21 protein-coding genes are annotated in these 21,883 nt (G+C 72.2%); 12 read left to right on the top strand and 9 right to left on the bottom strand.

What is annotated here, in order from left to right:
• Nucleotides 1-24: 24 nt before the first annotated feature.
• From ACLBYE_RS12995 to eutC, 5 genes are all read left to right on the top strand, one after another.
• Nucleotides 25-1,017, top strand: a complete 993-nt coding sequence (locus ACLBYE_RS12995; RefSeq protein ID WP_447694504.1) for an acetamidase/formamidase family protein — start codon at nucleotides 25-27, stop codon at nucleotides 1,015-1,017.
• Between the two features lie 21 nt (nucleotides 1,018-1,038).
• Nucleotides 1,039-1,800, top strand: a complete 762-nt coding sequence (locus tag ACLBYE_RS12990) for an SDR family NAD(P)-dependent oxidoreductase (RefSeq protein WP_447694503.1) — start codon at nucleotides 1,039-1,041, stop codon at nucleotides 1,798-1,800.
• A gap of 257 nt (nucleotides 1,801-2,057) precedes the next feature.
• Nucleotides 2,058-2,762 (top strand): L,D-transpeptidase, encoded by a 705-nt coding sequence (locus tag ACLBYE_RS12985; protein ID WP_447694502.1) that lies wholly within the window; start codon nucleotides 2,058-2,060, stop codon nucleotides 2,760-2,762.
• A gap of 97 nt (nucleotides 2,763-2,859) precedes the next feature.
• Nucleotides 2,860-4,263, top strand: coding sequence for an ethanolamine ammonia-lyase subunit EutB (locus ACLBYE_RS12980; RefSeq protein WP_447694501.1), 1,404 nt, complete (start codon nucleotides 2,860-2,862; stop codon nucleotides 4,261-4,263).
• Nucleotides 4,260-5,039: an ethanolamine ammonia-lyase subunit EutC gene (gene eutC / locus ACLBYE_RS12975; protein ID WP_447694500.1), complete on the top strand. Its 780-nt coding sequence runs from the start codon at nucleotides 4,260-4,262 to the stop codon at nucleotides 5,037-5,039. The genes ACLBYE_RS12980 and eutC overlap by 4 nt, the downstream gene beginning before the upstream one ends.
• 24 nt (nucleotides 5,040-5,063) lie before the next feature.
• Here the strand turns inward: eutC and ACLBYE_RS12970 are convergent, their stop codons facing one another.
• Nucleotides 5,064-6,020: a GlxA family transcriptional regulator gene (locus tag ACLBYE_RS12970; protein ID WP_447694499.1), complete on the bottom strand. Its 957-nt coding sequence runs from the start codon at nucleotides 6,018-6,020 to the stop codon at nucleotides 5,064-5,066.
• Between the two features lie 193 nt (nucleotides 6,021-6,213).
• Here ACLBYE_RS12970 and solA point away from each other — a divergent pair, with 193 nt between their 5' ends.
• The 5 genes from solA to ACLBYE_RS12945 all read left to right on the top strand — a co-directional run bounded on the left by solA (nucleotide 6,214) and on the right by ACLBYE_RS12945 (nucleotide 10,719).
• Nucleotides 6,214-7,386: an N-methyl-L-tryptophan oxidase gene (gene solA / locus ACLBYE_RS12965; protein ID WP_447694498.1), complete on the top strand. Its 1,173-nt coding sequence runs from the start codon at nucleotides 6,214-6,216 to the stop codon at nucleotides 7,384-7,386.
• A gap of 71 nt (nucleotides 7,387-7,457) precedes the next feature.
• Nucleotides 7,458-8,300, top strand: coding sequence for a transporter substrate-binding domain-containing protein (locus ACLBYE_RS12960; protein WP_447694497.1), 843 nt, complete (start codon nucleotides 7,458-7,460; stop codon nucleotides 8,298-8,300).
• Nucleotides 8,301-8,337: 37 nt separating this feature from the next.
• Nucleotides 8,338-9,087: an amino acid ABC transporter permease gene (locus ACLBYE_RS12955; RefSeq protein ID WP_447694496.1), complete on the top strand. Its 750-nt coding sequence runs from the start codon at nucleotides 8,338-8,340 to the stop codon at nucleotides 9,085-9,087.
• Nucleotides 9,084-9,935, top strand: coding sequence for an amino acid ABC transporter permease (locus ACLBYE_RS12950; protein ID WP_447694495.1), 852 nt, complete (start codon nucleotides 9,084-9,086; stop codon nucleotides 9,933-9,935). Before ACLBYE_RS12955 ends, ACLBYE_RS12950 begins: the two co-directional genes overlap by 4 nt.
• A 4-nt stretch (nucleotides 9,936-9,939) precedes the next feature.
• Nucleotides 9,940-10,719 carry an amino acid ABC transporter ATP-binding protein gene (locus tag ACLBYE_RS12945; protein WP_447694494.1) on the top strand — a complete coding sequence of 260 codons (780 nt, stop codon included), beginning with the start codon at nucleotides 9,940-9,942 and terminating at the stop codon, nucleotides 10,717-10,719.
• 22 nt (nucleotides 10,720-10,741) lie between these two features.
• On the opposite strand, the gene ACLBYE_RS12940 is transcribed toward ACLBYE_RS12945, so the two are convergent.
• The 4 genes from ACLBYE_RS12940 to ACLBYE_RS12925 are packed head-to-tail and all read right to left on the bottom strand — an operon-like array spanning nucleotide 10,742 to nucleotide 16,177.
• Nucleotides 10,742-11,632: a polysaccharide deacetylase family protein gene (locus ACLBYE_RS12940; RefSeq protein ID WP_447694493.1), complete on the bottom strand. Its 891-nt coding sequence runs from the start codon at nucleotides 11,630-11,632 to the stop codon at nucleotides 10,742-10,744.
• Between the two features lie 12 nt (nucleotides 11,633-11,644).
• Nucleotides 11,645-14,113 (bottom strand): branched-chain amino acid ABC transporter ATP-binding protein/permease, encoded by a 2,469-nt coding sequence (locus ACLBYE_RS12935; protein ID WP_447694492.1) that lies wholly within the window; start codon nucleotides 14,111-14,113, stop codon nucleotides 11,645-11,647.
• Between the two features lie 4 nt (nucleotides 14,114-14,117).
• Nucleotides 14,118-14,987, bottom strand: a complete 870-nt coding sequence (locus ACLBYE_RS12930; protein WP_020093116.1) for a branched-chain amino acid ABC transporter permease — start codon at nucleotides 14,985-14,987, stop codon at nucleotides 14,118-14,120.
• 8 nt (nucleotides 14,988-14,995) lie between these two features.
• A complete protein-coding gene (locus tag ACLBYE_RS12925; protein WP_447694491.1) occupies nucleotides 14,996-16,177 on the bottom strand; it encodes an ABC transporter substrate-binding protein in 1,182 nt (393 codons plus the stop codon).
• 196 nt (nucleotides 16,178-16,373) lie between these two features.
• Between ACLBYE_RS12925 and ACLBYE_RS12920 the strand changes: the two genes are divergently transcribed.
• Nucleotides 16,374-16,790, top strand: coding sequence for a nuclear transport factor 2 family protein (locus ACLBYE_RS12920; protein WP_447694490.1), 417 nt, complete (start codon nucleotides 16,374-16,376; stop codon nucleotides 16,788-16,790).
• A gap of 10 nt (nucleotides 16,791-16,800) precedes the next feature.
• Here the strand turns inward: ACLBYE_RS12920 and ACLBYE_RS12915 are convergent, their stop codons facing one another.
• Nucleotides 16,801-17,502 (bottom strand): GntR family transcriptional regulator, encoded by a 702-nt coding sequence (locus tag ACLBYE_RS12915; protein WP_447694489.1) that lies wholly within the window; start codon nucleotides 17,500-17,502, stop codon nucleotides 16,801-16,803.
• Between the two features lie 473 nt (nucleotides 17,503-17,975).
• Between ACLBYE_RS12915 and ACLBYE_RS12910 the strand changes: the two genes are divergently transcribed.
• A complete protein-coding gene (locus tag ACLBYE_RS12910; RefSeq protein WP_447694488.1) occupies nucleotides 17,976-18,401 on the top strand; it encodes a MucR family transcriptional regulator in 426 nt (141 codons plus the stop codon).
• Between the two features lie 44 nt (nucleotides 18,402-18,445).
• On the opposite strand, the gene ACLBYE_RS12905 is transcribed toward ACLBYE_RS12910, so the two are convergent.
• The 3 genes from ACLBYE_RS12905 to ACLBYE_RS12895 all read right to left on the bottom strand — a co-directional run bounded on the left by ACLBYE_RS12905 (nucleotide 18,446) and on the right by ACLBYE_RS12895 (nucleotide 21,696).
• Nucleotides 18,446-19,399: an alpha/beta hydrolase family protein gene (locus tag ACLBYE_RS12905; protein ID WP_447694487.1), complete on the bottom strand. Its 954-nt coding sequence runs from the start codon at nucleotides 19,397-19,399 to the stop codon at nucleotides 18,446-18,448.
• Nucleotides 19,396-20,640: an MFS transporter gene (locus ACLBYE_RS12900; protein ID WP_447694486.1), complete on the bottom strand. Its 1,245-nt coding sequence runs from the start codon at nucleotides 20,638-20,640 to the stop codon at nucleotides 19,396-19,398. The genes ACLBYE_RS12905 and ACLBYE_RS12900 overlap by 4 nt, the downstream gene beginning before the upstream one ends.
• A 129-nt stretch (nucleotides 20,641-20,769) precedes the next feature.
• Complete coding sequence (locus ACLBYE_RS12895) at nucleotides 20,770-21,696, bottom strand: LysR substrate-binding domain-containing protein (protein WP_447694485.1); 927 nt, start codon at nucleotides 21,694-21,696, stop codon at nucleotides 20,770-20,772.
• Between the last annotated feature and the right edge of the window lie 187 nt (nucleotides 21,697-21,883).

The raw sequence follows: 21,883 nt of genomic DNA, 5'->3' as shown, positions 1-21,883 counted from the left end.
CAGACAACCCAGGGAGAGACGACCATGCAGTGGCTCGACCAGTCCATCATGGCCCGCAAGGGCGTCGCCGGCGGCAAGCCCGGCCGGGAGTACACGATCACCGAGGCCGAGCAGGGCCGCTACCACTACGTCTACGGGCCCTTCGCCGAGCCGGTGCTGACCGTCGATCCCGGCGCCGTCGTCACCGTCGAGACCCACGACGCCTTCGAGGGCAAGATCCGCCACGAGACCGACAGCCCGACGCAGATCCTGAACTTCCCCTACCTCAACCCGCAGAACGGGCCGATCTACGTCAACGGCGCCCAGAAGGGCGACTGCCTCGCGGTGGCGATCCGCTCGATCCGGCCGCGCGGCCCGCAGCCCTGCGGCACGACGCTGATCATGCCGGAATTCGGCGGCCTCGTCGCCACCGCCGACACCGCGCTCCTCAACCCGTCCCTGCCCGAGCGGGTGCGCAAGCTCGAGGTCACGGCCGAGAACGGCGTGCGCTGGAACGACCGGATCACGCTGCCCTACCAGCCCTTCATCGGCACGATCGGCACCTCGCCGGAGATCGAGGCGATCTCCTCGCTGCAGCCGGACTATTACGGCGGCAACATGGATCTGCCGGACGTCGGCGTCGGCGCGGTAATCTACCTGCCGGTGAATACCCAGGGCGCGCTCCTCTACCTCGGCGACTGCCACGCCGCGCAGGGCGACGGCGAGCTCTGCGGCGTCGCGGTGGAGCACCCGACCCACACGACGGTCCAGATCGACCTGATCAAGGGCTGGACCTTCCGCTGGCCGCGGCTCGAGACCGAGGACTTCTACATGACGATCGGCTCGTCCCGGCCGATGGAGGACGCCGCGCGGATCGCCTACCGGGAGCTGGTCCGCTGGCTCGCGGCCGATTTCGGCTTCGACGAGATCGACGCCTACATGCTGCTCACGCAGTGCGGGCGCGTGCGGCTCGGCAACATGGTCGATCCGAAATACACGCTCGGCGCCTCGATCACGAAGGCGATCGCCCACGCCTGACCGGCGACGGAGGAGGACGGCATGGATCTCGGGCTCAGAGGCCGCCGGGCGCTGGTGACCGGCGGCACCAAGGGGATCGGCGCGGCGATCGTCGACCTGCTGGCCGACGAGGGGGCGGCGGTCGCCCTCTGCGCCCGCAACGCCGCGGAAGTCGCCGCCAAGGTGGCGGCCCTGGGCGCCAGGGGCGTGGCGGCGACCGGGCGCGCCGTCGACGTCGCCGATTCCGCCGCCCTGCGCGGCTGGGTCGCCGAGGCCGCGGAGGAGCTCGGCGGCCTCGACATCGTGGTGCCGAACGTGAGTGCCCTCGCGGTCGGCAGCGACGAGGCGGCGTGGCGCAGCGGCTTCGCCGTCGACATGATGGGCACCGTCTCGGCGGTCGAGGCGGCGATGCCGTACCTCGAGCGCTCCGAGGCCGGCGCGATCGTCGTCATCTCCAGCGTCTCCGGGCGCGAGATCGACTTCGCGGCCGGTCCCTACGGCGCCTTCAAGGCGGCGCTGATCCACTACGCGCAGGGGCTGGCCTTCCAGCTCGCGCCCCGGAACATCCGCGCCAACTCGGTCTCGCCCGGCAACACCTACTTCGCGGGCGGCGTCTGGCACCAGATCGAGACCGGCAACCCGGCGCTGTTCGCCGAGGCGCTCCGGCTGAACCCGACCGGCCGGATGGCGCGGCCGGAGGAGGTGGCCCGCGCCGCCGTGTTCCTGGCGAGCCCGGCCGCGAGCTTCATCACCGGCACCAACCTCGTGGTCGACGGCAGCCTGACCCGCGGCGTGCAGTTCTGACGCCGACCGGCCTCGCCCCGCGCCGGGACACCTGGGACGTCCGAAGCACACCCGGCGCGGTCAGCACGGTCGTTCAGCGACGAAGTCCGGAGATCGCGAGGACTCACCACACTTGCGACGCATTTCGGCCGCTCTCGACTCTGTAAAGACAAGCTTGCCACGCGCGCTGGCACGCGGCACTCTCAAGCTTGGCCGTTCGCGCGGCGGTGGCACGCCGCGCGGTCGCGCCGGGCTGCAGGACAGGGAAGTCCAGGGCGATGATGACGGACAATCGCGAGGCCGGCGGCCTCGACGGGCGCGGGCGCCCCGGATGCGGGGCGGGCGTTCTCAGCCGCCGGTCGTTCCTGGCCGGCTCGGCCCTCGGGATCGGCGCGCTCTCCCTCGGCGGGTGCGGGACGACCGACACCCTGCTCATGGCCGAGGCGGCGAAGACCTACGGGCCGATGCCGAACGAGAAGTTCCCGATCCCGGCGGTCGACGTCAGCAAGGTCAACCCGAAATACTACCGGCGGACCGTCCAGTACGCCTCGTCGGAGGCGCCCGGCACGATCGTGGTCGATCCCGCCAACTACTACGTCTACCGCATCGAGGGTGACGGCACCGCCACCCGCTACGGCGCCAATGTCGGCCGCCAGGGCTTCCTGTGGAACGGGAACGCCTATGTCGGCCGCAAGTCCGAGTGGGCGACCTGGACCCCGCCCAAGGAGATGATCCGGCGCCAGCCCGAGGCCGCGAAATACGCCCGCGGCATGCCCGGCGGCCTCGACAACCCGCTCGGCGCGCGCACGCTGCACCTCTACCAGAACGGCGCCTACACGCTCTACACGATCTACGCCAGCAGCGACGCCGAATCGATCGGCACGGGCATCACCAGCGGCTGCGTCGGCCTGCTCAGCCAGGACATGATCCACCTCTACGCGCGCACGCCGGTCAAGACGAAGGTGGTCGTGCTGCCGGCCTGAGGGCGGGCCGCGCCCGCGCCGTCCCCGCTTCCCGGCGGCTCCGACATCCTGCAGGATCGGGGTCCCTGACGTCCGACAGCGCGCCGGGAGCGCCCGCATGGCCTACGCGACGACGATCGAAGGCACACGCTTCACCTTCCCCGACCTGCGCAGCCTGCTCGCCAAGGCCACGCCGGAGCGCTCGGGCGACCAGCTCGCCGGGCTCTGCGCCGACGGGCCGGTTGAGCGCCTGGCCGCGCAGATCGCCCTCGCCGACCTGCCGCTCAAGACCTTCCTGGCCGAGGAATTGATCCCCGCGGACCAGGACGAGGTCTCCGACCTGATCGCTCGCCGCCACGACCCGGCGGCCTTCGCGCCGGTCTCATCCCTGACGGTCGGCGCCTTCCGCGAGTGGCTGCTCGCGCCCGCCGCCGACGCGGACGCCCTGGCCGCCCTCGCGCCCGGCCTCACGCCCGAGATGGTCGCGGCGGTCTCCAAGATCTGCCGCCTGCAGGACCTCGTCGCGGTCGCCGCCAAGCGGCCGGTGGTGACCCGCTTCCGCTCGACCATCGGCCTGCCCGGGCGCCTCGCCACCCGCAACCAGCCCAACCACCCGACCGACTCGTCCGAGGGCATCCTGATCTCGGCCCTCGACGGACTGCTGATGGGCTCGGGCGACGCGGTCATCGGCGTCAACCCGGCCACCGATTCGCTCCCGGACTACATCCGCATCGTCGAGCTGCTCGAGACCCTGCGGCTGCGCCTCGACGTGCCGACCCAGCACTGCTGCCTCGGCCACGTCACCGTGGCGATCGAGGCCATGGCCCGCGGCGCGCCCGTCGACCTCGTGTTCCAGTCGGTGGCCGGCTCGCAGAAGGCCAATGCCGGCTTCGGCGTCGACCTCGCCGTCCTGCGCGAGGCCTCGGACGCGGCGCGCGCGCTCGGCCGCTGCCCGGAGGGTGGGCAGCTCATGTACTTCGAGACCGGCCAGGGCTCGGCGCTCTCGGCCGACGCCCACTGGGGCGTCGACCAGCAGACCATGGAGGCGCGCGCCTACGCGGTGGCGCGGGAGTTCGACCCGCTGCTGGTCAACACGGTCGTGGGCTTCATCGGTCCCGAGTACCTCTACGACGGCAAGCAGATCGTCCGCGCCGGGCTGGAGGACCACTTCTGCGGCAAGCTGCTCGGCCTGCCGATGGGCGTGGACGTCTGCTACACCAACCACGCCGATGCGGACGGCGAGGACATGGACGCGCTCCTGACCCTGCTGTGCGCGGCCGGGGTCAACTTCGTCATCACGGTGCCGGGGGCGGACGACGTGATGCTGAACTACCAGTCCTTGTCGCACCACGACGCGGTCTACGCCCGCGAGACACTGGGTCGCCGTCCGGCCCCGGAATTCGAGGCCTGGCTGCGGGCCGTGGGCATCACGGACGGGCAGGGCCGGCTGGCCAGCGCGGCGGGCGCGCTGCCCCCGGCCCTGGCCGAGGCGTCCCGGCTCCTGCCCGGGCGGGCGGCATGAGCGGCGAGCCGGCCCGTCCGGGTCCCCCGACGCTGCGCGACCTCCGCGGGCTGACCCAGGCGCGCATCGCGCTCGGCGCACACGGCGCCGGCCTGCCGACCGGCGCGGCGCTCGCCTTCGGGCTCGACCATGCCCGCGCCCGCGAGGCGGTGTGGACGCCCCTCGACGCGGCCGCGATCCGCGAAGGGCTGCGGGCGCAGGGCCTCGACGCGGTGGAGGTCCGCTCCGCCGTGGCCGACCGGGCGGAGTACCTGCGCCGGCCGGACCGGGGCCGCACCCTCGATCCGGACTCCGCGTCGGTGCTCGACGGGCACGGGCCGGGCTTCGACGTGGCGATCGTGATCGCGGACGGGCTGTCGGCGACGGCGGTCGCGCTGAACGCGGTCCCGGCGGCGGCGGCGCTGGCAGTGCGGGTGCGGCGGGCCGGTTGGCGCCTCGCGCCGGTGGTCGTCGCGAGCCAGGGACGTGTGGCGATCGGCGATCCGATCGGGGCGCGGCTCGGGGCGCGCTGCGTCGTGGTTCTGATCGGGGAGCGTCCGGGCCTGTCGGCCTCCGACAGCCTGGGCTGCTACGTCACGTTCGGCCCGGCGCCGGGGCTGCCCGATTCCCGGCGCAACTGCATCTCGAACATCCGGGAGGGCGGGCTAGCGGTCGAGGCGGCCGCCGCGCAGATGGAGGAGCTGCTGCGGGCGATGCTGGCCCAGGGCACCAGCGGCGTCGCGCTGCGCCGGGACGATCCCGCAGACCCGAAGGCGATGCCGGACGCGCGGGACTGACCGCTCGGGCGACCGGGGCGGACGTCACGCTCGCTCCGCGGACGGGCTGCAGCCGAACTGGGACCGGTAGCAGCGGGCGAAATGGGCCGCGCTCGTGAATCCGCAGGCCGTCGCGATCTCTCCGATCCTGAGCGGGCTCTGGCGCAGGAGGCGGCGTCCGTGGGCGAGGCGGATCGCTCTGTACTGGGCCGTGAAGCTGAGCCCGAGCTTGTCGAGGAACAACCGGTCGAGGTGGCGCGGACTGATCGCCGCGAGGCGCGCCATGGCGAGGCGGCCGAGGGGCGCCTCCACGGTCTTCTCCATCGTCTCCAGCACCGCCAGGAGGGCCGGATGGTGGATCCCGTAGCGCTCGACCGCGGAGGCCCGCTGCGGGTCGTCGGCGGCGCCGATGGCGGTGTGGAGGAACCAGTCGGAGACGCGTCGGGCGAAGGCCTCGCCCATGCGTTCGGCGATCAGGGCGTGGGCCATCTCCAGAGGCGCGACGCCGCCGCCGCAGGTCAGGCGATCGCCGTCGGCGACGTAGCGCGCCCGGCTCAGGCGCGCTTCCGGGAAGGTCTCGACCGTGGCGCCGGCATATTCCCAGTGGAGCGTGAACGCGCGATCGGCCAGCAGGCCCGCCGCGGCCATCAGGTAGGGACCGCCCGAGATGCCGCCGATGCGGACGCCGAGCCGGGCCATCCGCCGCAGGGTCGCGTGGATCTCGGGCCTGTCCCACCCGGTCGGCTCGCCGCCCGCGCAGACGAAGAGGGTGTGGAGGTGGCCGCGCAGGCGCGGCAGCGCCTCGGTGGGAATCTCGGCGCCCGACGAGGCGGCCACCGAGCCCTCCGACTCGCCGAAGTAGCGCAGGCGGTAGAGCGGCCGCCCGGCGAGTTCGTTGGCCGCGCGGAACGGCTCGCACCCCGAAGCGAAGGACAGCAGCGCGAAGCCGGGCACGAGGATGAAGCCGATCTCCTGCGGCCGGTCCCCGGTCTCCGCCTCCATCTCCCACGCGCCCTCCGCCCTCGATGGCTCAAACGTGCAGGAAACCGTCCGTGACAGTCAAACGCCCGCCTCGGCATCCATCATGCTGTGGGCCGTCACCCCGTGCCGCGCGAGATCGCTTCCGGATGCCTCGACCTGCCGATCTTCCCCCGTTCCGCGCCGCCGCGGCGGCCCGTCCCGGAAGCCAGCGGGAGTGTCGGCCGTGAGCCGCCGCTACGACGTCGCCGTGCTCGGTCTCGGCGCGATGGGCAGCGCCGCGCTCTACCAGCTGGCGAAGCGGGGCGCCGCGGTCATCGGGCTCGACCGCTTCGCGCCGCCCCACGCGCTCGGGTCGAGCCACGGCGAGACGCGGATCACCCGGCAGGCGGTCGGTGAGGGCGCCGACTACGTCCCCTTCGTCACCGCCTCGCACCGCATCTGGCGCGAGCTGGAGGCCGAGACGGGCGAGACCCTGCTGAACGACTGCGGGGCGCTCGTCATGGCCCCGGGCCACGGCGTCTCCTCGCATCACGGCAAACCGGATTTCGTCGGCCGGTCCATCAGCGCCGCGGAGGGCGCCGGCATCGTCCACGAGGTGCTCACAGGCGCGGAGGTGACCCGCCGCTTCCCGCAATTCCTGAACCTCGCGGGCGACGAGAAGGCCTATTACGAGCCGGGCGGCGGCTACGTGTTCCCGGAGCGCTGCCTCGCGGCGCAGCTCGGCCGCGCGGGTGCCGCGGGCGCGGAGATCCGCACCAACTGCACGGTGGTCGGGCTGCAGCAGGACGGGAGCGGCGTCCGCATCGAGACGGCGGAGGGGACCATCCTGGCCGACCGCGCCGTCGTGGCCGCGGGCGCCTGGACGGCCCCCCTACTCGGGAGCCCCTTCGACCGGCTCCTGACCGTCCGCCGTCAGCTCCTGCACTGGTACGCGCTCGCGGACGAGACCGCCTACGGGCCGCATTCACCGGTCTTCATCTGGATGTACGGGACGAGCGACACGGAATACCTCTACGGCTTCCCGCCGCTGGACGGGTCCATCAAGGTCGCGACGGAGCAGTACAGCACCACCACCAGCGCCGACGGGGTGGAGCGCCGCGTCGATCCGTCTGAATCCGACGACATGTACCGGCTGCGCGTCGCGAACCGGCTCGCCGGCGCGACCCCGAAGGTCGTCCAGGCCGCGGCCTGCGTCTACACGGTGACCCCCGACCGCGGCTTCATCATCGACCGGCATCCCGCGATGGAGCGGGTCCTCGTCGTCTCCGCCTGCTCGGGGCACGGCTTCAAGCACTCGGCCGGCATCGGCGAGGCCGTCGCCGCGGAGCTGGCCGGGACCGGTAGCACCGTCGATCTCAAGCCCTTCGCTCTGGCACGTTTCAGTTGATGCGCCGGCCAATGGCTCGTGGATTGCTTGAAACCATGCCAAGATCTGTCGACCCGAGCAGGAAAGATCCGATGCGTCTCACCGTCCGCACCCTTCTGACCACCGGTGCGCTGGCCGCGCTCGCGGCGTTCTCGACCGTCGCGCTGCCCGGCCGGGCCATCGCCGCCGACGGCGTCGACGCGATCAAGAAGCGCGGGACGCTGATCGTCGGCGTGAAGGCGGATTACAAGCCGTTCGGCTTCCGTGACCCGAGCGGGTCGATCATCGGCCTGGAGCCCGACCTCGCCGCCGACCTCGCCAAGCGGCTCGGCGTCAAACTCGAGCTCGTGCCGGTCGTCTCGGCCAACCGGATCGAGTTCCTGCAGCAGGGCAAGGTCGATCTGCTGATCGCCACCCTGTCGGACAAGCCGGAGCGCCGCCGCGTGGTGCAGGCGATCGACCCGAACTACTATTCCGACTTCGTGAACGTCCTGCTGCCCAAGTCGTCCGGCATCACCGACTGGGCGCAGCTCAAGGGCAAGCCGCTCTGCGCCACCTCGGGCGCCTGGTACAACAAGGACGTCGCGCGGACCTACGGGGCGGAGATCGTCGCCTTCGACGGGTCGGAGAAGCCGCTCTTCGCGCTCAAGCAGGGCAACTGCATCGGCTACGTCTACGACCAGAGCATGCTGCAGGGTAAGCTGCTCGACGACGACTGGAAGGCCAACTACGCGCTGCCGCTCAAGGGCATCCTCGACGCCCCGTGGATGATGGCGGTGGCGCAGGGCAACACCACGCTCCAGGCCGCGGTCGAGGACGCCACCAAGGACTGGATGAAGACCGGCTTCATCGTCAACGAGGAGAAGAAGTGGGGCATCGAGCCGACCGCTTACTCGAAGGCGATGCACGAGAAGTACAAGAACGCGACCAACTGATGCGCGCCTGCACGACGAAGCCGGGCGATCGCCCGCGATGATCGCCACGATCCAGGCGTGGTTCCAGCAGCTCTACGAGACCACGGGCTTCAACTTCACGGTCTTCTACGATCCCTACGACTGGGACCGCTACGTGGCCGGCCTGCGGATGACGCTGCTCCTCGGGATCAGCACGATCTTGGCGAGCCTCGTCATCGGCGCCGTCGGCGCGCTCCTGCAGAGCGGGCCGTCGCGCGTCCTGCGGGCGCTGGTCAACGGCTTCGTGGTGGTCTTCCGGAACACGCCTCCGCTCGTGCAGATCTTCTTCTTCTACTTCGGCCTCGGGACGCTGCTCCCGGACATCCGCTCGGCCGACGGCCTGCGCGCGCCGATCCTCAACAATGTCCAGTGGGCGATCATCTCGCTGTCGCTGTTCGCGGGCGCGTTCAACGTCGAGATCTTCCGCTCCGGCATCGAGGCGGTGCCACGGACCACGATCGAGGCCGCCGAGGCCCTGGGCTACACCCGCTTCAAGGCCTACCGGTACGTCGTCCTGCCGCTGGCCCTGCGCGTCTGCCTGCCGGCGCTCAACAACAACCTGATCAACCTCCTCAAGACCACCACGCTGGCCTACGCCATCGCGGTCCCGGAGACGCTGTACGCGGTCAAGCAGATCTGGTCCGAGTCTCAGAACGTGCTGGAGATGATGCTGGTACTGCTCGCGACCTACGCGGTCCTCGTCGGCGTGCTCGTCTGGATCATGCACCGCTGGGAACGCGCCCTGCGCATCCCGGGATACGGCCGATGAGCGCCGCCGATCCGCGGGGCGGGCGACCGGGGGACCTGCCGGTCCTCCTGCCCTTCGCGCTCCCGAAGGACCGCGCCGCGGCGCGCCTGCGCCCGGCCCATTTCTGGCTGCTCACCGGGCTCGCCCTCGTCGCCCTGCCGGCCTGGGCGCAGGGCGGGGCCGCCGCGCTGTCGCCGCTGGAGGTCGTGATCAAGTGGGCGCCCCTCCTGCTCACGGGCTTCGCCTTCAACGTGGCGATCTCGCTGATGGCGATGGCGATCGGCACGGTGGCGGGCATCGGGCTCGGGCTGGCCATGCTCGCCGAGGGGCGGATCCTGCCCCGCCTCGCGTGGTGCGCCACGCAGGTCTTCCGCAACGTGCCCTGGCTGGTGCTGCTGTTCTTCGTGATGTTCCTCGTGCCGTTCCAGGTCACCGTGTTCGGCGTCCGCGTGCCGCTGCCCGACTGGGTGAAGGCGACCTTCGGCTTCAGCCTGCCGGTCATGGCCAACGTCGCCGAGATCGTCCGCGGCGCGGTGCGCTCGGTGCCGAACACCCAGTGGGAGGCCGCCGAGTCGCTGGCCTTCACTCGGTGGCAGACGATGTGGCGGATCATCCTGCCTCAGTGCGCGAAGCGCATGCTGCCGCCCTGGATGAACGTCTACTCGCTCATCGCGATGGCGACCGTGCAGGCCTCCATCGTCGGCGTCACCGAGATGCTGACGCTGACCGCGCAGGTGCACGCCGCCGAGGGCGGCCGCCCCGAGCTGTTCGCGCCGCTCTACGGCTTCGCGCTGCTGTGCTTCTTCCTCTACTGCTACCCGATCGACCGGTTCACCGCCGCCCTGGAACGCCGCTTCGAGACCCGCTGAGACCATGACGCGCGCGACCCTGGCCGCCACCCCGTCCCCGAACTGGACCCCCGATCAGCCGATCGTCCGGGTCGTCGACGTGCACAAGTCCTTCGGGACGTTCGAGGTGCTGAAAGGGATCAGCTTCGACGTCCGCAAGGGCGAGGTCGTCTGCATCATCGGCCCCTCGGGCTCGGGCAAGTCGACGCTGATCCGCTGCGTCAACGCGCTGGTGCCCTTGAGCGCGGGCTCGATCCAGGTCGAGGGGATCGAGGTGACCGATCCGCGGCTCGACAAGCTGGCGCTGCGCCGCAAGGTCGGCATGGTGTTCCAGCAGTACAACCTGTTCCCGCACAAGACGGCGCTGCAGAACGTGATGATGGCCCCCATCCACGTCCTTGGGCAGGAGAAGCGCGAGGTCGAGGCTCGGGCGCGGGCGCTCCTCGCCAAGGTCCGGCTGGCCGGCAAGGAGAACGCCTATCCGGGCGAGCTGTCCGGCGGCCAGCAGCAGCGCGTGGCCATCGCCCGCTCGCTGGCGATGCGGCCCGACGTGATGCTGTTCGACGAGGTCACCGCCGCCCTCGACCCGGAGACGGTCAAGGAGGTGCTGGTGACGATCCGGGAACTCGCCGAGGAGGGCATGACCTGCATGCTCGTCACGCACGAGATGAACTTCGCCCGCGACGTCGCCGACCACATCTACTTCACCGACCGCGGGGTGATCGTCGAGCACGGGCCGCCCGCGACCTTCTTCGCCTCCGCCCGGGACGAGCGCACGCGCCGGTTCCTGTCGCAGGTGCTCTGAGCTCGCCGGGGTCAGGGCCGCGTCAGCGCGGTCCGGCCTCCCGCGCCACGACGTGGTCGGCGATCGCCCCCGCGGTGGTGAGCCAGATGGCGTCGCGCCGGTCGGCGATGTGCCGGAGTGCCCGCCGCAGGGGCCGCAGCCGGTGCGGGCGCCCGACGATGTAGGGATGGAGCGCGATGCCCATCACCAGCGGCGCGCTCCGAGACTGCTCCAGCATTTCTTCGAAGGCGTCGACGATGGCTTCGGCGAACTGGCGGCCCGTCTCCTTGCGGGCCACGATGGCGGGGATGTCGTTGAGTTCCTGCGGGTAGGGCACCGTCAGGATCCGGCCGCCGCCGCGGGTCTTGAACCAGGTCGGCTGATCGTCGTGGTCCCAGTCGAGCAGGTAGCGGTAGCCGGCCTCGGCCAGCAGGTCGGGCGTCACCCGCGACTGCGAGATCCAGGGCCCGAGCCAGCCGGCGGGGGGGCGGCCCTCCCGCGCGGCGATCACCCGCGTCGTCTCGGCGATCAGGGCCCGCTCGGCGTCCTCGTCGAGGGTGCCCTGCCGCTCGGCGTTGGTCCGCCCGTGGCCGACGATCTCGTCGCCCCGCGCCCGGAACGCCTCGATCAGCCCGGGGCAGTCCCGGTAGAGGTTGCTGTTGACGAGCACGCTCGCGGGCATGGCCAGTTCGTCCAGCATCGCGGCGATCCGCCAGGCGCCGACCCGGTTGCCCCAGTCGCGCCACGCGTAGTTGAGCACGTCCGGCTGCGGGCCGCCCGGCGCCAGCTCGGCGCCGAGGCCCTCGCCGAACGCGAAGGTCTCGAGGTTCAGCCCGACATAGACGGCCAGCCGCTTGCCCTCCGGCCAGTCGTAGACCGGGCGGTCGGGGAGGGCGCTGTAGCCGTAGCGGCCGTGTCCGGCATTCGTGTCCATCAGGGCCCCCCGTTACGCCGCACCGAGATAGGCCGCTTCCAGCCCCTTGTCCGCCGACAGCTCCGCGGCGGTTCCGCGCGCGACGACCCGGCCCTGCTCCAGCACGTAGCCGCGATCGGCGACCGTGAGGGCCAGCGCCGCCATCTGGTCGACGATCAGGATGGTGACGCCCTCGTCGCGCAGTTCGGCCACGGTGGCGTAGAGGGCGTTGATCATCGCCGGGGCGAGGCCGAGCGACGGCTCGTCGAGGAGCAGGATGCGCGGATGCGCCATCAACCCGCGGGCGATCGCCAGCATCTGCTGCTCGCCGCCGGAGAGCAGGCCCGCCCGGCTTGCCGCCCGGTCGCGCAGCCGCGGGAACCGGTCGAGCAGGCGCTCGACCTCGGCCGGGTCGATCGGCGTCCCGCGCCCGAAGGCGCCGAGGCGGATGTTCTCGACGACGGTGAGCTCCGGGAAGACCTGCCGCCCCTCCGGCACCAGGACGAGGCCGCCGCGGGCGATCCGGTGGGCGGGCAGCGCCTCGACGCGCCGGTCCTCGAACACGATCGCGCCCGCGACCGGGCGCAGCAGCCCCGCCAAGGCCCGCATGGCCGTGGACTTGCCGGCCCCGTTCGCGCCCAGAAGCGCGACGGTCTCGCCGGGCCGCACGTCGAGATGGACGCCGTCGAGGACGGGCGCGGCGCCGTAGCCGGCGGTCAGGTCGAGGACCGAGAGGACGGCGTCCGCCGGACCCTGCCACGGCGCGCTCCGCGGCCGGGCCGGGGTGTCGGCGCCCCCGAGATAGGCGCGCAGCACCGCGGGGTCGCGCCGGATCTCGGCGGGCGTGCCGCGCGCGATCGGGCGGCCGGCATCCATGACGAGGATGTGGTCGGAGATGCCCATCACCAGCGGCATGTCGTGCTCGACCAGCACCACCGCGACGCCGCTGTCGGCGATCCGGCGGATCAGCCCTGCCAGCCGGTCGGTGTCGGCCCGCGACAGGCCAGCGGCGGGCTCGTCGAGGAGCAGCACCGCGGGGCTGCCGGCGAGCGCCCGGGCGATCTCCACGAGCCGCCGGTCGACGTGGGGCAGCTCGGCGGCCGGGCGGTCGAGGCCGCCGCGGTAGCCGACGAAGGCGAGGAGCGCGGCGGCCGTCGCGCGGTCCCGCGCCCGCGCGCGGCGCCAGAGCCGGCCCGGCGCGAGGCCGAGGGCGACGTTGTCGGCCACCGGCAGCGAGCCGAACAGGCGCGTGGTCTGGTAGGTGCGCGCGATGCCGGCGCGGGCGACGACGTGGGCCGGCCGCCCGGCGAGGTCGCGCCCGCCCAGCCGGATCGCCCCGGCGCTCGGCCGGTAGAAGCCCGAGACCATGTTGAGCACGGTGGTCTTGCCGGCCCCGTTCGGGCCGATCACGCTGGTGACGGCTGCCGGCCGCGCCGTGAGGTCGACGCCGTCCGCCGCCGTGATGCCGCCGAAGCGGATGCCGACGCCCTCGAGGACGAGGGCGTCGCGCGCCGCCGTGCCGGGGAGCGGCGTCTCCCCGCCATCCCCGGTAGTCGACGCGTCGCGGCCCCGCGGCAGCAGCCGGGCGAGGCTGCCGACCAGTCCCGAAGGCACCAGCCACAGCACCGCAAGGGTCGCGACGCCGAAGAACAGCAGGCGGTACTCGGCGAGCCCCGACAGCGCCTCCGGCAGCAGCACGGTGACGAGGGCCCCGAGGAGCGGGCCGAGCACCGTTCCGGCGCCGCCGACGATCACCGAGAGGACGAACAGGATCGACTGCGAGAACGGGAACGAGCTCGGCGCGATGAACAGCATCAGCGGCGGCAGGACCGCGCCCGCGAGGCCGGTCAGGGCGGCGGAGATCGCGAAGGCCAGGGTTTTCACCCGGACCGGGTCGAAGCCCAGAGCCGCCGCGGCGACGTCGGCGTCGCGCACGGCGCGCATCGCCCGGCCGAGGCGGCTGCGGGCGAGGAGGTCGAACCCGGCGAGGCTCGCCCCGGCGGCGAGCACCGCCAGCACCGCGAGGCCGGCCGGCGAGAGCGGCTCGCCGAGGAGGCTCGGCGCGTCGGTGACGACGAGGCCGTTCTGGCCGCCGGTCAGCGCGCCGCCCTCGATCAGCCCGTGCTCGACGATGAAGCCGAAGGCGATCGTCAGCATGGCGAGGTAGGGGCCCTTCACCCGCATCGCCGGCACCGCCACGAGCCCGCCGACCAGCGCCGCGATCAGGGCCGCCGCCGGGAGCGCCAGCCAGAAGCTGACGCCGTGGAGCGTCAGGATCGCGCTCGCGTAGGCGCCGATCGCGTAGAAGCCGGCCTGGCCGAAGGAGATCAGCCCGGTCAGGCCCAGGAGCACGTTGAGGCCGACGCCCGCCACCGTGGTCAGCGCCACGAGGGCGATCACGAAATGGCTGTAGCCGGCGGTCAGCGCGACGAGGCCGAGCGCGGCGGCGGTGAGGCCGGCGATGCCGAGCCGCATCGCCGGGCCTGAGCGCAGGTACGGCATCGGGTCAGACCTTGTTGACCGCGGCGCGGCCGAGCAGGCCGTCGGGGCGCAGGGTGAGGGCCAGGATGATCACCGAGAACACCACGAGCTGCGTGTAGGTCGAGCCCAGGGTCGCGGTGACGCCGGCCTCGACGAGGCCGTAGAGCAGCCCCGCCAGGATCACCCCGGTGGCGGAGCCGATGCCGCCGAGGATCGCGACCGCGAAGGCCTTGATGCCGAACAGCGTGCCGAGCTCGGCCGAGACCGAGAACAGCGGCGCGATCAGGAGGCCCGCGATGCCGGCCAGCACCGCCGAGAGCGCGAAGGCGCAGGCCACGGTGCGGCGCACGTCGATCCCCATCAGGCGGGCGGCGTCGGCGTTCTGTGCCACGGCGAGCAGGACGCGGCCGAGATCGGTCTTCCGGAACACCGTGCGGATCGCGAAGGCGAGCGCGATCCCGACGACCGGGATCACGAGCTGCAGCGGGTAGATGCCGGTCCCGAGGATCTCCACCGGCTTCGTCGCCAGCGGCGAGGGCAGGCTGCGCGGCTCCTTGCCGAAGGTGAACAGCACGGTGTTGTCGAGGACGATGCCGCCCGCCACCGTCGCGAGCAGCCACGCGTCCGAGCCGCGGGCCACGAACGGGCGGACCAGCGCCCGCTCGACCACGAGGCCGAACAGGGCGCAGCCGGCGAGCGCCAGGACGATCGCGGCCGGCATCGGCCAGCCGAGGGTGACGCCGAGCGCGTAGGCCAGGACCGCGCCCAGGGTGACGACGCTGCCCTGCGCGAAGTTCACGGTCCCCGACACCGCGTAGGTCACGTGGAAGCCGAGGGCCACGAGCCCGTACATGCTGCCGAGGCCGAGGCCGCTGACGAGGATGGAGGTCAGCATCGCCGGGCTCAGTTGGTCACCGCGACGATCTCACCGTCCTTGAAGCGGGTGAACACGTAGTCGTTCGGGCCGAGCGCGTCGTGCTGGCCGGGGGCGAAGGGCTTGTCGTAGGTTTTGATCAGGCCCGGATAGGTGCCGATCTTGTAGAAGCCGTCGCGGACCTTCGGGCCATCGGTGGAGCCGGCGGCCTGGATGGCGAGCGCCAGCAGGTGGGTCGCGTCGTAGGCGTTGGCGATGCCGACCGCGGGGGTGACGTCGGCCATCGACTTGATCGCCGGGTACTTGGCCTTGAGCGCGTCGAGGACCGCGCTCGCCTTCGGCGACGCGTTGCCCGCGAAGGTGAAGGTCTGGATGAAGTGGACCTTCCCGGCGCTCGGGCCGGCGAGCTCGTCGAAACGGCCGCCCGCCGGGCCCCAGTGCGAGACGACCGGCACCGACCAGCCCATCCGGTCGAGCGACTTCACCACCTGGGCCGAGGGCCCGACATTGCCGACGAGGAACAGCGCGTCGGCCCCGGCCTCCTTCAGCCGGGACAGCTGGGGCACCATGTCGACGTCGTTGGCCTCGTACTTCTCGATGCCGGCCGCCGGAAGGTTGGCCGCCTGCAGGGCGTCCTTGAGGCCCTTCTGGTTCGACTCGCCCCAGGCGTTGTTGACGAGGATCATGCCGGGCTTCTTCGCCCCGTAGGTCTTCACCGCGTAGGCGACCAGCGCCTCGTCGACGAGGGCATCGACCGCGGAGACGCGGAAGGCGTAGTTGTCGGCGGCGCCGTTGCGGGTGATGCCGGTGCCGGCCGCCCAGGGGCCGATGAACGGCACCTTCATCTGGTTGGCGATCGGCACGATCGCCATCGACACCGGCGTGTCGAGGCCGCCGACCACCGCGACGACGCCGACCCGCTGGATCAGCTCACGGGTCGCCAGCACGCCCTTGGACGGGTTGGCCTCGTCGTCGCGGGCCACGAGTTCGAGGGGGCGCCCGAGGACTCCGCCCTTGGCGTTGATCTCGTCGATCGCGAGACCGATCCCGCGGGAGATCGCCTCGCCGGATTTCGCGGACTGGCCGCTCAGGGCGGTCACGAGCCCGATCTTGACGGTGTCGGCCGCCTGCGCGGTCGAGACGGCTAGGCCGAGCAGCGCGCTCGTCGTCATCGCGAAGCGGCGTAGGGTCGGGGGCAGGAAGGAGGCCATGGGGTGTCTCCGAGGGCGGGGCGCAGCCCGCTTTGCGCAACCTCCATGCCATCAGGATTCGGCTGCTTCGGCCGCTGCACAGACCGGGGACTGTATCCTCGGAGGCAATCTGTGCTCAATCTGGCGTCAAAGTGCATACACTTCCTGCATGCACGGGCCGGGCTTTTGCGGCACGTTAGGCCGACAGGAGGCCTGCATGACCGACGTGACCCACAGCGCGGCGACCGCGCGCGACGCCGCCAACGTGACCGCCTATCTCGAGGCCTCGATGGTGCCCGATCCCGAGACGGCCGCGCGCTACATGGCGCCGGGCACCCGGATCGTGTTCACCGGCGCGCGGGTGTTCACCCATCCGTCCGAGGTCACGGCCTTCAATGCCGGCCGCTACGCCTGGGTGAAGAAGCGGATGGAGCGGCTGGACGTGGTGCCGGGCGACGGCGTCACCACGGTCTACAGCCTCGGGACCCTGTACGGCGCGTGGCCGGACGGCACGCCCTTCGAGGGCAACCGCTACGTCGACCGCTTCACCGTGCGCGACGGGCTGATCGTCGGCATGGAGGTCTGGAACGACAGCGCCGAGCGCCTGCTGACCAAGCACGGCCTCACGGCCTGACCCGGCGGGCTCAGGCCCCGCCGCCCGCGACGTAGGGCGCCAGCAGGCGTGCCAGATCGCGCTCGCGCGGGGCCGGGGGCACGATCCGCGCCCGCTCGGCGACCGCGTCGAGGTGGTGGTCCATGAGCGCGGCGGCGCGCTCGGCATCGCCCGCGACCAGGGCGGCGACGATGTCGCGGTGCTCGCTCACGGCGCAGTCCGAGGAATGCGGGCGGCTGTAGAGGGACAGGATCAGGGCGCAGCGATAGCCGAGTTCCGCGACGTACCGGGTCAGCACGGCGCTGCCGGTCATCTCGGCGAGCATCAGGTGGAACTCCGTGGCGAGCCGGATCGACAGCGCCTCGGGGCCGCCCCGTGCGGCTTCCTCGCGCGCGATCTGGTCCAGCAGGACCTGACGCTGCTCCGCGCTGAGCCGCCCGGCGAGGCGGCGGACCACGAGCCGCTCCAGGCCGAGGCGCACGTCGAAGGTGTCGCGCGCCTCTTCCCAGCTCGGCGTCGCCACGACGGCGATGCGGTTGCGGCGCAGATCGACCAGGCCCTCGCCGGCCAGCCGCAGCAGCGCCTGCCGGGCGATGGTGCGGCTCACCCCGAACCGCTCGCCGAGGGCGTCCTCCGGCAGCCGGTCGCCGGGGGCGAGCGCCCGTTCCACGATGGCCCGCCTCAGGGCCTGGCAGATCGCCCCGACGCGATCGCCCTCGTCTCCCGCCTTCATGGACGGCGTCCGGACTCTGTCGCCCGTGTCCGTGCGGATTGATCCGTCATGATCCTCTCTCGACGCGATCCGGCGCCACGCATCCGGTCCCGTGCCGGGTGGGCTCTTCGCAGACCTGGGACCCGAGGTGCAACGGTCGCGCCAGCGTCGTCGGCGACCGTCCGCCGTGCGCGAAGTCCGCCGATCGCGCTTCCATCCGCGTCCGTGGGCGTCCCGCGCGGGACCGGCGCGACCGCTTCCGACAAGGTCGCCGCCACGGACGTGTCGCAGATCCAGTCCAGCAGCCTGTTCGGTACCCAGAGCCGCGGGGAGGACGGAGCCCCTTTCTGGTTGAGAAAATTTGCAGCTTTTGTTTCTATAAGTAGAATATCGGTCACAATGTTCTTTTTTGAAGTTCAATCAAGATGAAGGATTGACATGCGAAAATTGATATACAACTCTCATAAGGTGCATTCAGAGGAGGAATGGCAGGTATGCTACCTGAGGTTGGTGTTGGCGCGGGAGAAATTTCTGACTCGTCCTTGAGAAATTCAATCAAGATCGTCTGCGCCTACGTGATCCGGAATCCAGTCTCCCCTGTCCAACTCTGTGAGATTTTAGCCAGTACGTACGAGATGCTCAGCCAGATCAGCGCGGGACCGGCGCGCGCGGTCGCGACGCCCGACGCCGCCACGGCGAGGGAGATCCGGGCGTCCATCCAGGCCGAAGGCCTGATCAGCTTCATCGACGGCAGGTCCTACAAGACGCTCAAGCGTCACCTGACCGCTTACGGGCTGACACCGGAGGAGTATCGGGCCAAGTACGGGCTGCCGCTAGACTATCCGATGGTGGCTCCGGGTTACGCCGCCAAGCGCTCGGAGATCGCGCGATCGCTGCAGCTGCGACACAGGGCGGGATAGCGCCACGCGCCCGCGTCCGAAGCGGTCCGCCGCGATACGCCCGGTCAGGCGGGGATCGGGCGACCCGGATCGATCACGGAGTCCGGCCAGGGATTCTGCCCGTCGCTCAGCCAGCGCAGCGTGTCGGGCCAGAATCCGCCGCTCCGGAGCGCGTGGAACAGGCCGAAATGGCCGGGCGCCTCCGCGCCGATCGCGGACGGGGTCAGCTGGACCTGGATGCGCGGGCTCGACACGTAGTAGCCGAGGCCCCGGCGGATCGCCGCCGGCGTGCCGAACGGGTCGTCCGGTGTACCGACCGCCAGGATCGGGGCGCGGACGGCGGCGAAGCGGGCGAGGAGGGCGGGGCGCTCGGCGGCCGGGTAGCTCGCCTCCATGCGCCGCCCGCGGAATGCCCACTCGTAGGCCACGCCGGCCGGCAGATCCTCGAGCCATCCGAGCCGACGGCCGGGAAAGTAGCCGACGGCGGCGGTCACGCACGGCATCAGCAGGTGCCACTTCGCGATCATGCTGAGCCTGTCGCGGGCGCGATAATCGCGGCGATAGGCGAATTGCGCGCCGACGGTGAGGATGCGGTCCACCGCGCCCGCGGCCTCGGCGAAGCCCGGGAGGAAGCCCCCGATGCTGTGGCCGACGACCGTGAGCGGCCCGGCCTCGCGTTCCCGCATCCACCGGACCGCGGCGTCGAAGTCGAGCTCGCCCCAGTCCCGCCAGCGGATGCCGGATCCCCGCAAGCGCGCGGGCCGCGAATCGCCGATCCCGCGGTAATCGTAGGTCAGCACGACGAAGCCCCGCTCGGCCAGGAACCGCGCGTAGGCGTGGTAGTAGCGCGCGCGGACGCCGGTCGCGGGATTGACGACGATCGTGCCCCGGCCCGGCGGTCGGCTCGCTGCCGGCCGCCACAGGTGGCCGTGGAGCCGGTAGCCGTCGCGGCAGGCGAACGTCACGGGTCGCGCGTCGACACCCGCGGTCGCGGCCGGCGCGTGGCGGCCGGGCGTCATCGGACCCCCTCGGCGGCGGCCGCCGGGACCGGACGATCGTCGATCGGGAGGTGGAGGAGCGCGGCGATCAGGCCCGCGAGGGCCGTGGCGAACCAGACCGCATCGTAGGATCCGGAGACCTCCAGAACCGCGCCCCCCAGCCACGCCCCGAGGAACGAGCCGATCTGGTGGCTGAGGAAGACGATCCCGAACAGCGTCCCGAGGTGACGGATCCCGAAGACCCGCGCCACCAGGCCGCTCGTCAGCGGGACCGTGCCCAGCCAGGTCAGGCCCATCACGGCCGCGAATGCGAGGACGACAGCCTCGGATTTCGGCGCGACGAGGAAGGTGCCGATCGCGGCGGCGCGGATGAGGTAGAGCCAGACCAGGACGTGCTGCGGCCGGTACCGGCCGCCGAGCCAGCCGCACCCCCAGCTCCCGGCCATGTTGAACAGCCCGATCAGCGCCAGCGCGGTCGCGCCCAGGCCCGCCGGCATGTGGCAGAGGGCGAGGTACCCCGGAAGGTGCGTCGCGATGAAGGCGAGCTGGAAGCCGCAGGTGAAGAAGCCGAGCGTCAGCAGCCGGTAGCCCGGGTGCCGCCACGCCCGCAGGAGCGCCGCGGACAGGCTGCCGGCCGCCGAAGAGCCGTCGGGCACGCCAGCGCGGGGCGCGCGGTCGAGCGCGATACCGAGCGGCGCGAGCGCGACGATGATCGCCGCGAGCGCGAGGAGCCCCGCGCTCGCGCCCGCGACCGCGGTGACGGACTGCGCGAACGGGACGAGCAGCACCTGGCCGAGCGAGCCGCCGGCGCTCGCGAGGCCCAGAGCCGCGCTGCGACGCTCCGGTGCGGAGGCGCGACCGACCGCGGTCAGGACGACGCCGAAGCTGGTGCAGCTGATCCCGATCCCGACCAGCAGCCCCAGCCCGAGCAGCAGCGTCGGCGCCGTCGGCGCGAGCGCGGTCAGGACGAGGCCGCCCGCGTAGACCAGCGCGCCGAAGGCGACGACCGGCGCGGCCCCGTAGCGGTCCGCCGCCGCGCCCGCGAAGGGCTGCGCGAAGCCCCAGACGAGGTTGTGCAGAGCGATGGCGAGGGCGGTCGTCGCCACCGGGATGCCGGTCTCGAGGGAGATGGGCCCGAGGAACAGCCCGAAGGTCTGCCGGATGCCCATCGCGCCGCTCAGAACCAGGCCGGCCGCGACCGCGACCGGCACCACCGGCAACCCGCCCCATCGCCCTGCGCGCGCCCGCCCGATCGTTGCCATCGCGGCCTCCGTTGGCTGTCGCCTTCGGAGACGCTCGCAGCCGGCGGCCGGCGCGACAAACGAGAAGATTTCCTCGGCCAGTGAGCGGCGCTCACGGACGGGGCGCGCCCTCCCGGTCCCGTCGGACCCTCAGGCGGCGCTGGTCGAGAAGCGCCGCTTCTGCTCGGCCGCGAACCGGCGCGCCTCCGCCAGCAGCCAGGTCCGGAACTGGTCGGGCTCCGGCCGGTCGTCGTCGCCCGCGGCGCTCACGAGCCAGTGGGAGGTCGCCGCCGGGACGGCGGGGCCGACCCCGACGAGCGTACCGTCGCGCAGCTCCCGGTCCATGAGCGCCCCCCGGCCGAGGGCGACGCCGAGGCCCGCGGCCGCGGCCTGGAGCGCCATCGCGAACGTGTCGACGTGCAGGGTGTCGGCCGAGGCCAGCTCCGCCGCCCCAGACGCGTCGCTCCAGGCCTGCCAGTCCTCGGTCGCGGAGGTGACGTGGATCGTCGTCGCGCGCCGGAGGTCGAGGGCGCCGTCCGGCCCGGTGACGGCCCCGCGCTGGGCCGGGCTGCAGACGGGGAGCAGCCAATCCTCGAACAGGCGGACGCTGCGGTGGCGCGGAGTCGGGACCCGGCCGAGACGGAGGGCGAAGTCGAAGCCGTCGATCGGGAAGCCGACCTGCCGGTGCGAGGTGTCGATCCGGATCGCGATCTGCGGGTGGCGGCTGCGAAAGGCCGGGAGCCGGGGCAGCAGCCACCGCGTCGCCAGGGTCGGTGCGCAGCTGATGGCCAGGGTCCTGCCGGACCGCGGCGTGGGCAGGCGGCGCGTGCCGATCAGGATGAGGGACAGCGCCTCGGACACGTAGGTCAGGTACTCGGCCCCCTCGCGCGTCAGCGCCAGCCTGCCCGGCTCCCGGACGAACAGCTTGACGCCCAGCGCCTTCTCGAGGCCGACGATCCCGTGGCTCACGGCGCTCGGCGTCAGGTTCAGTTCGGACGCCGCGCGGGCGAAGCTGAGATGGCGGCCGGCCGCTTCGAAGAGCCTGAGCGTGGAGAGGGGAGGCGTGCGGGGCCGCATGGGATCGTCGGGGTGAGCCTGCCGGTCGCCGGGGCAGCGACGTCGTCGTCGGGCGGGGAAGCTAGAGCCGTATCCGACCCTGTTGCAACGGTCGGGAAGGAGGGCGAGCCCGGTCTCGCCAGCCGCGCCAGGCCCCCTCTCCCGTGCGGGAGAGGGTTGGGGTGAGGGACGCGAAGGATCAGGACTG

The sequence above is a fragment of the Methylobacterium sp. A52T genome (assembly GCF_053346095.1).
Note: the sequence above shows the minus strand (reverse complement) of the source record. Positions and strands in the feature narration are given on the sequence as shown.

Excerpts from the sequence above, each read along its gene's own strand:
- ACLBYE_RS12970 (WP_447694499.1), bottom strand. The coding sequence starts at position 6,020 with ATGGAGGCGGAGACCGGGGACCGGCCGCAGGAGATCGGCTTCATCCTC.
- ACLBYE_RS12905 (WP_447694487.1), bottom strand. The coding sequence starts at position 19,399 with ATGACGCCCGGCCGCCACGCGCCGGCCGCGACCGCGGGTGTCGACGCG.
- ACLBYE_RS12910 (WP_447694488.1), top strand. The coding sequence starts at position 17,976 with ATGCTACCTGAGGTTGGTGTTGGCGCGGGAGAAATTTCTGACTCGTCC.
- ACLBYE_RS12935 (WP_447694492.1), bottom strand. The coding sequence starts at position 14,113 with ATGCCGTACCTGCGCTCAGGCCCGGCGATGCGGCTCGGCATCGCCGGC.
- ACLBYE_RS12990 (WP_447694503.1), top strand. The coding sequence starts at position 1,039 with ATGGATCTCGGGCTCAGAGGCCGCCGGGCGCTGGTGACCGGCGGCACC.
- ACLBYE_RS12945 (WP_447694494.1), top strand. The coding sequence starts at position 9,940 with ATGACGCGCGCGACCCTGGCCGCCACCCCGTCCCCGAACTGGACCCCC.
- ACLBYE_RS12940 (WP_447694493.1), bottom strand. The coding sequence starts at position 11,632 with ATGGACACGAATGCCGGACACGGCCGCTACGGCTACAGCGCCCTCCCC.
- eutC (WP_447694500.1), top strand. The coding sequence starts at position 4,260 with ATGAGCGGCGAGCCGGCCCGTCCGGGTCCCCCGACGCTGCGCGACCTC.
- ACLBYE_RS12950 (WP_447694495.1), top strand. The coding sequence starts at position 9,084 with ATGAGCGCCGCCGATCCGCGGGGCGGGCGACCGGGGGACCTGCCGGTC.
- ACLBYE_RS12955 (WP_447694496.1), top strand. The coding sequence starts at position 8,338 with ATGATCGCCACGATCCAGGCGTGGTTCCAGCAGCTCTACGAGACCACG.
- ACLBYE_RS12925 (WP_447694491.1), bottom strand. The coding sequence starts at position 16,177 with ATGGCCTCCTTCCTGCCCCCGACCCTACGCCGCTTCGCGATGACGACG.
- ACLBYE_RS12980 (WP_447694501.1), top strand. The coding sequence starts at position 2,860 with ATGGCCTACGCGACGACGATCGAAGGCACACGCTTCACCTTCCCCGAC.
- ACLBYE_RS12920 (WP_447694490.1), top strand. The coding sequence starts at position 16,374 with ATGACCGACGTGACCCACAGCGCGGCGACCGCGCGCGACGCCGCCAAC.
- ACLBYE_RS12960 (WP_447694497.1), top strand. The coding sequence starts at position 7,458 with ATGCGTCTCACCGTCCGCACCCTTCTGACCACCGGTGCGCTGGCCGCG.
- ACLBYE_RS12915 (WP_447694489.1), bottom strand. The coding sequence starts at position 17,502 with ATGAAGGCGGGAGACGAGGGCGATCGCGTCGGGGCGATCTGCCAGGCC.
- ACLBYE_RS12895 (WP_447694485.1), bottom strand. The coding sequence starts at position 21,696 with ATGCGGCCCCGCACGCCTCCCCTCTCCACGCTCAGGCTCTTCGAAGCG.
- ACLBYE_RS12995 (WP_447694504.1), top strand. The coding sequence starts at position 25 with ATGCAGTGGCTCGACCAGTCCATCATGGCCCGCAAGGGCGTCGCCGGC.
- ACLBYE_RS12985 (WP_447694502.1), top strand. The coding sequence starts at position 2,058 with ATGATGACGGACAATCGCGAGGCCGGCGGCCTCGACGGGCGCGGGCGC.
- ACLBYE_RS12930 (WP_020093116.1), bottom strand. The coding sequence starts at position 14,987 with ATGCTGACCTCCATCCTCGTCAGCGGCCTCGGCCTCGGCAGCATGTAC.
- ACLBYE_RS12900 (WP_447694486.1), bottom strand. The coding sequence starts at position 20,640 with ATGGCAACGATCGGGCGGGCGCGCGCAGGGCGATGGGGCGGGTTGCCG.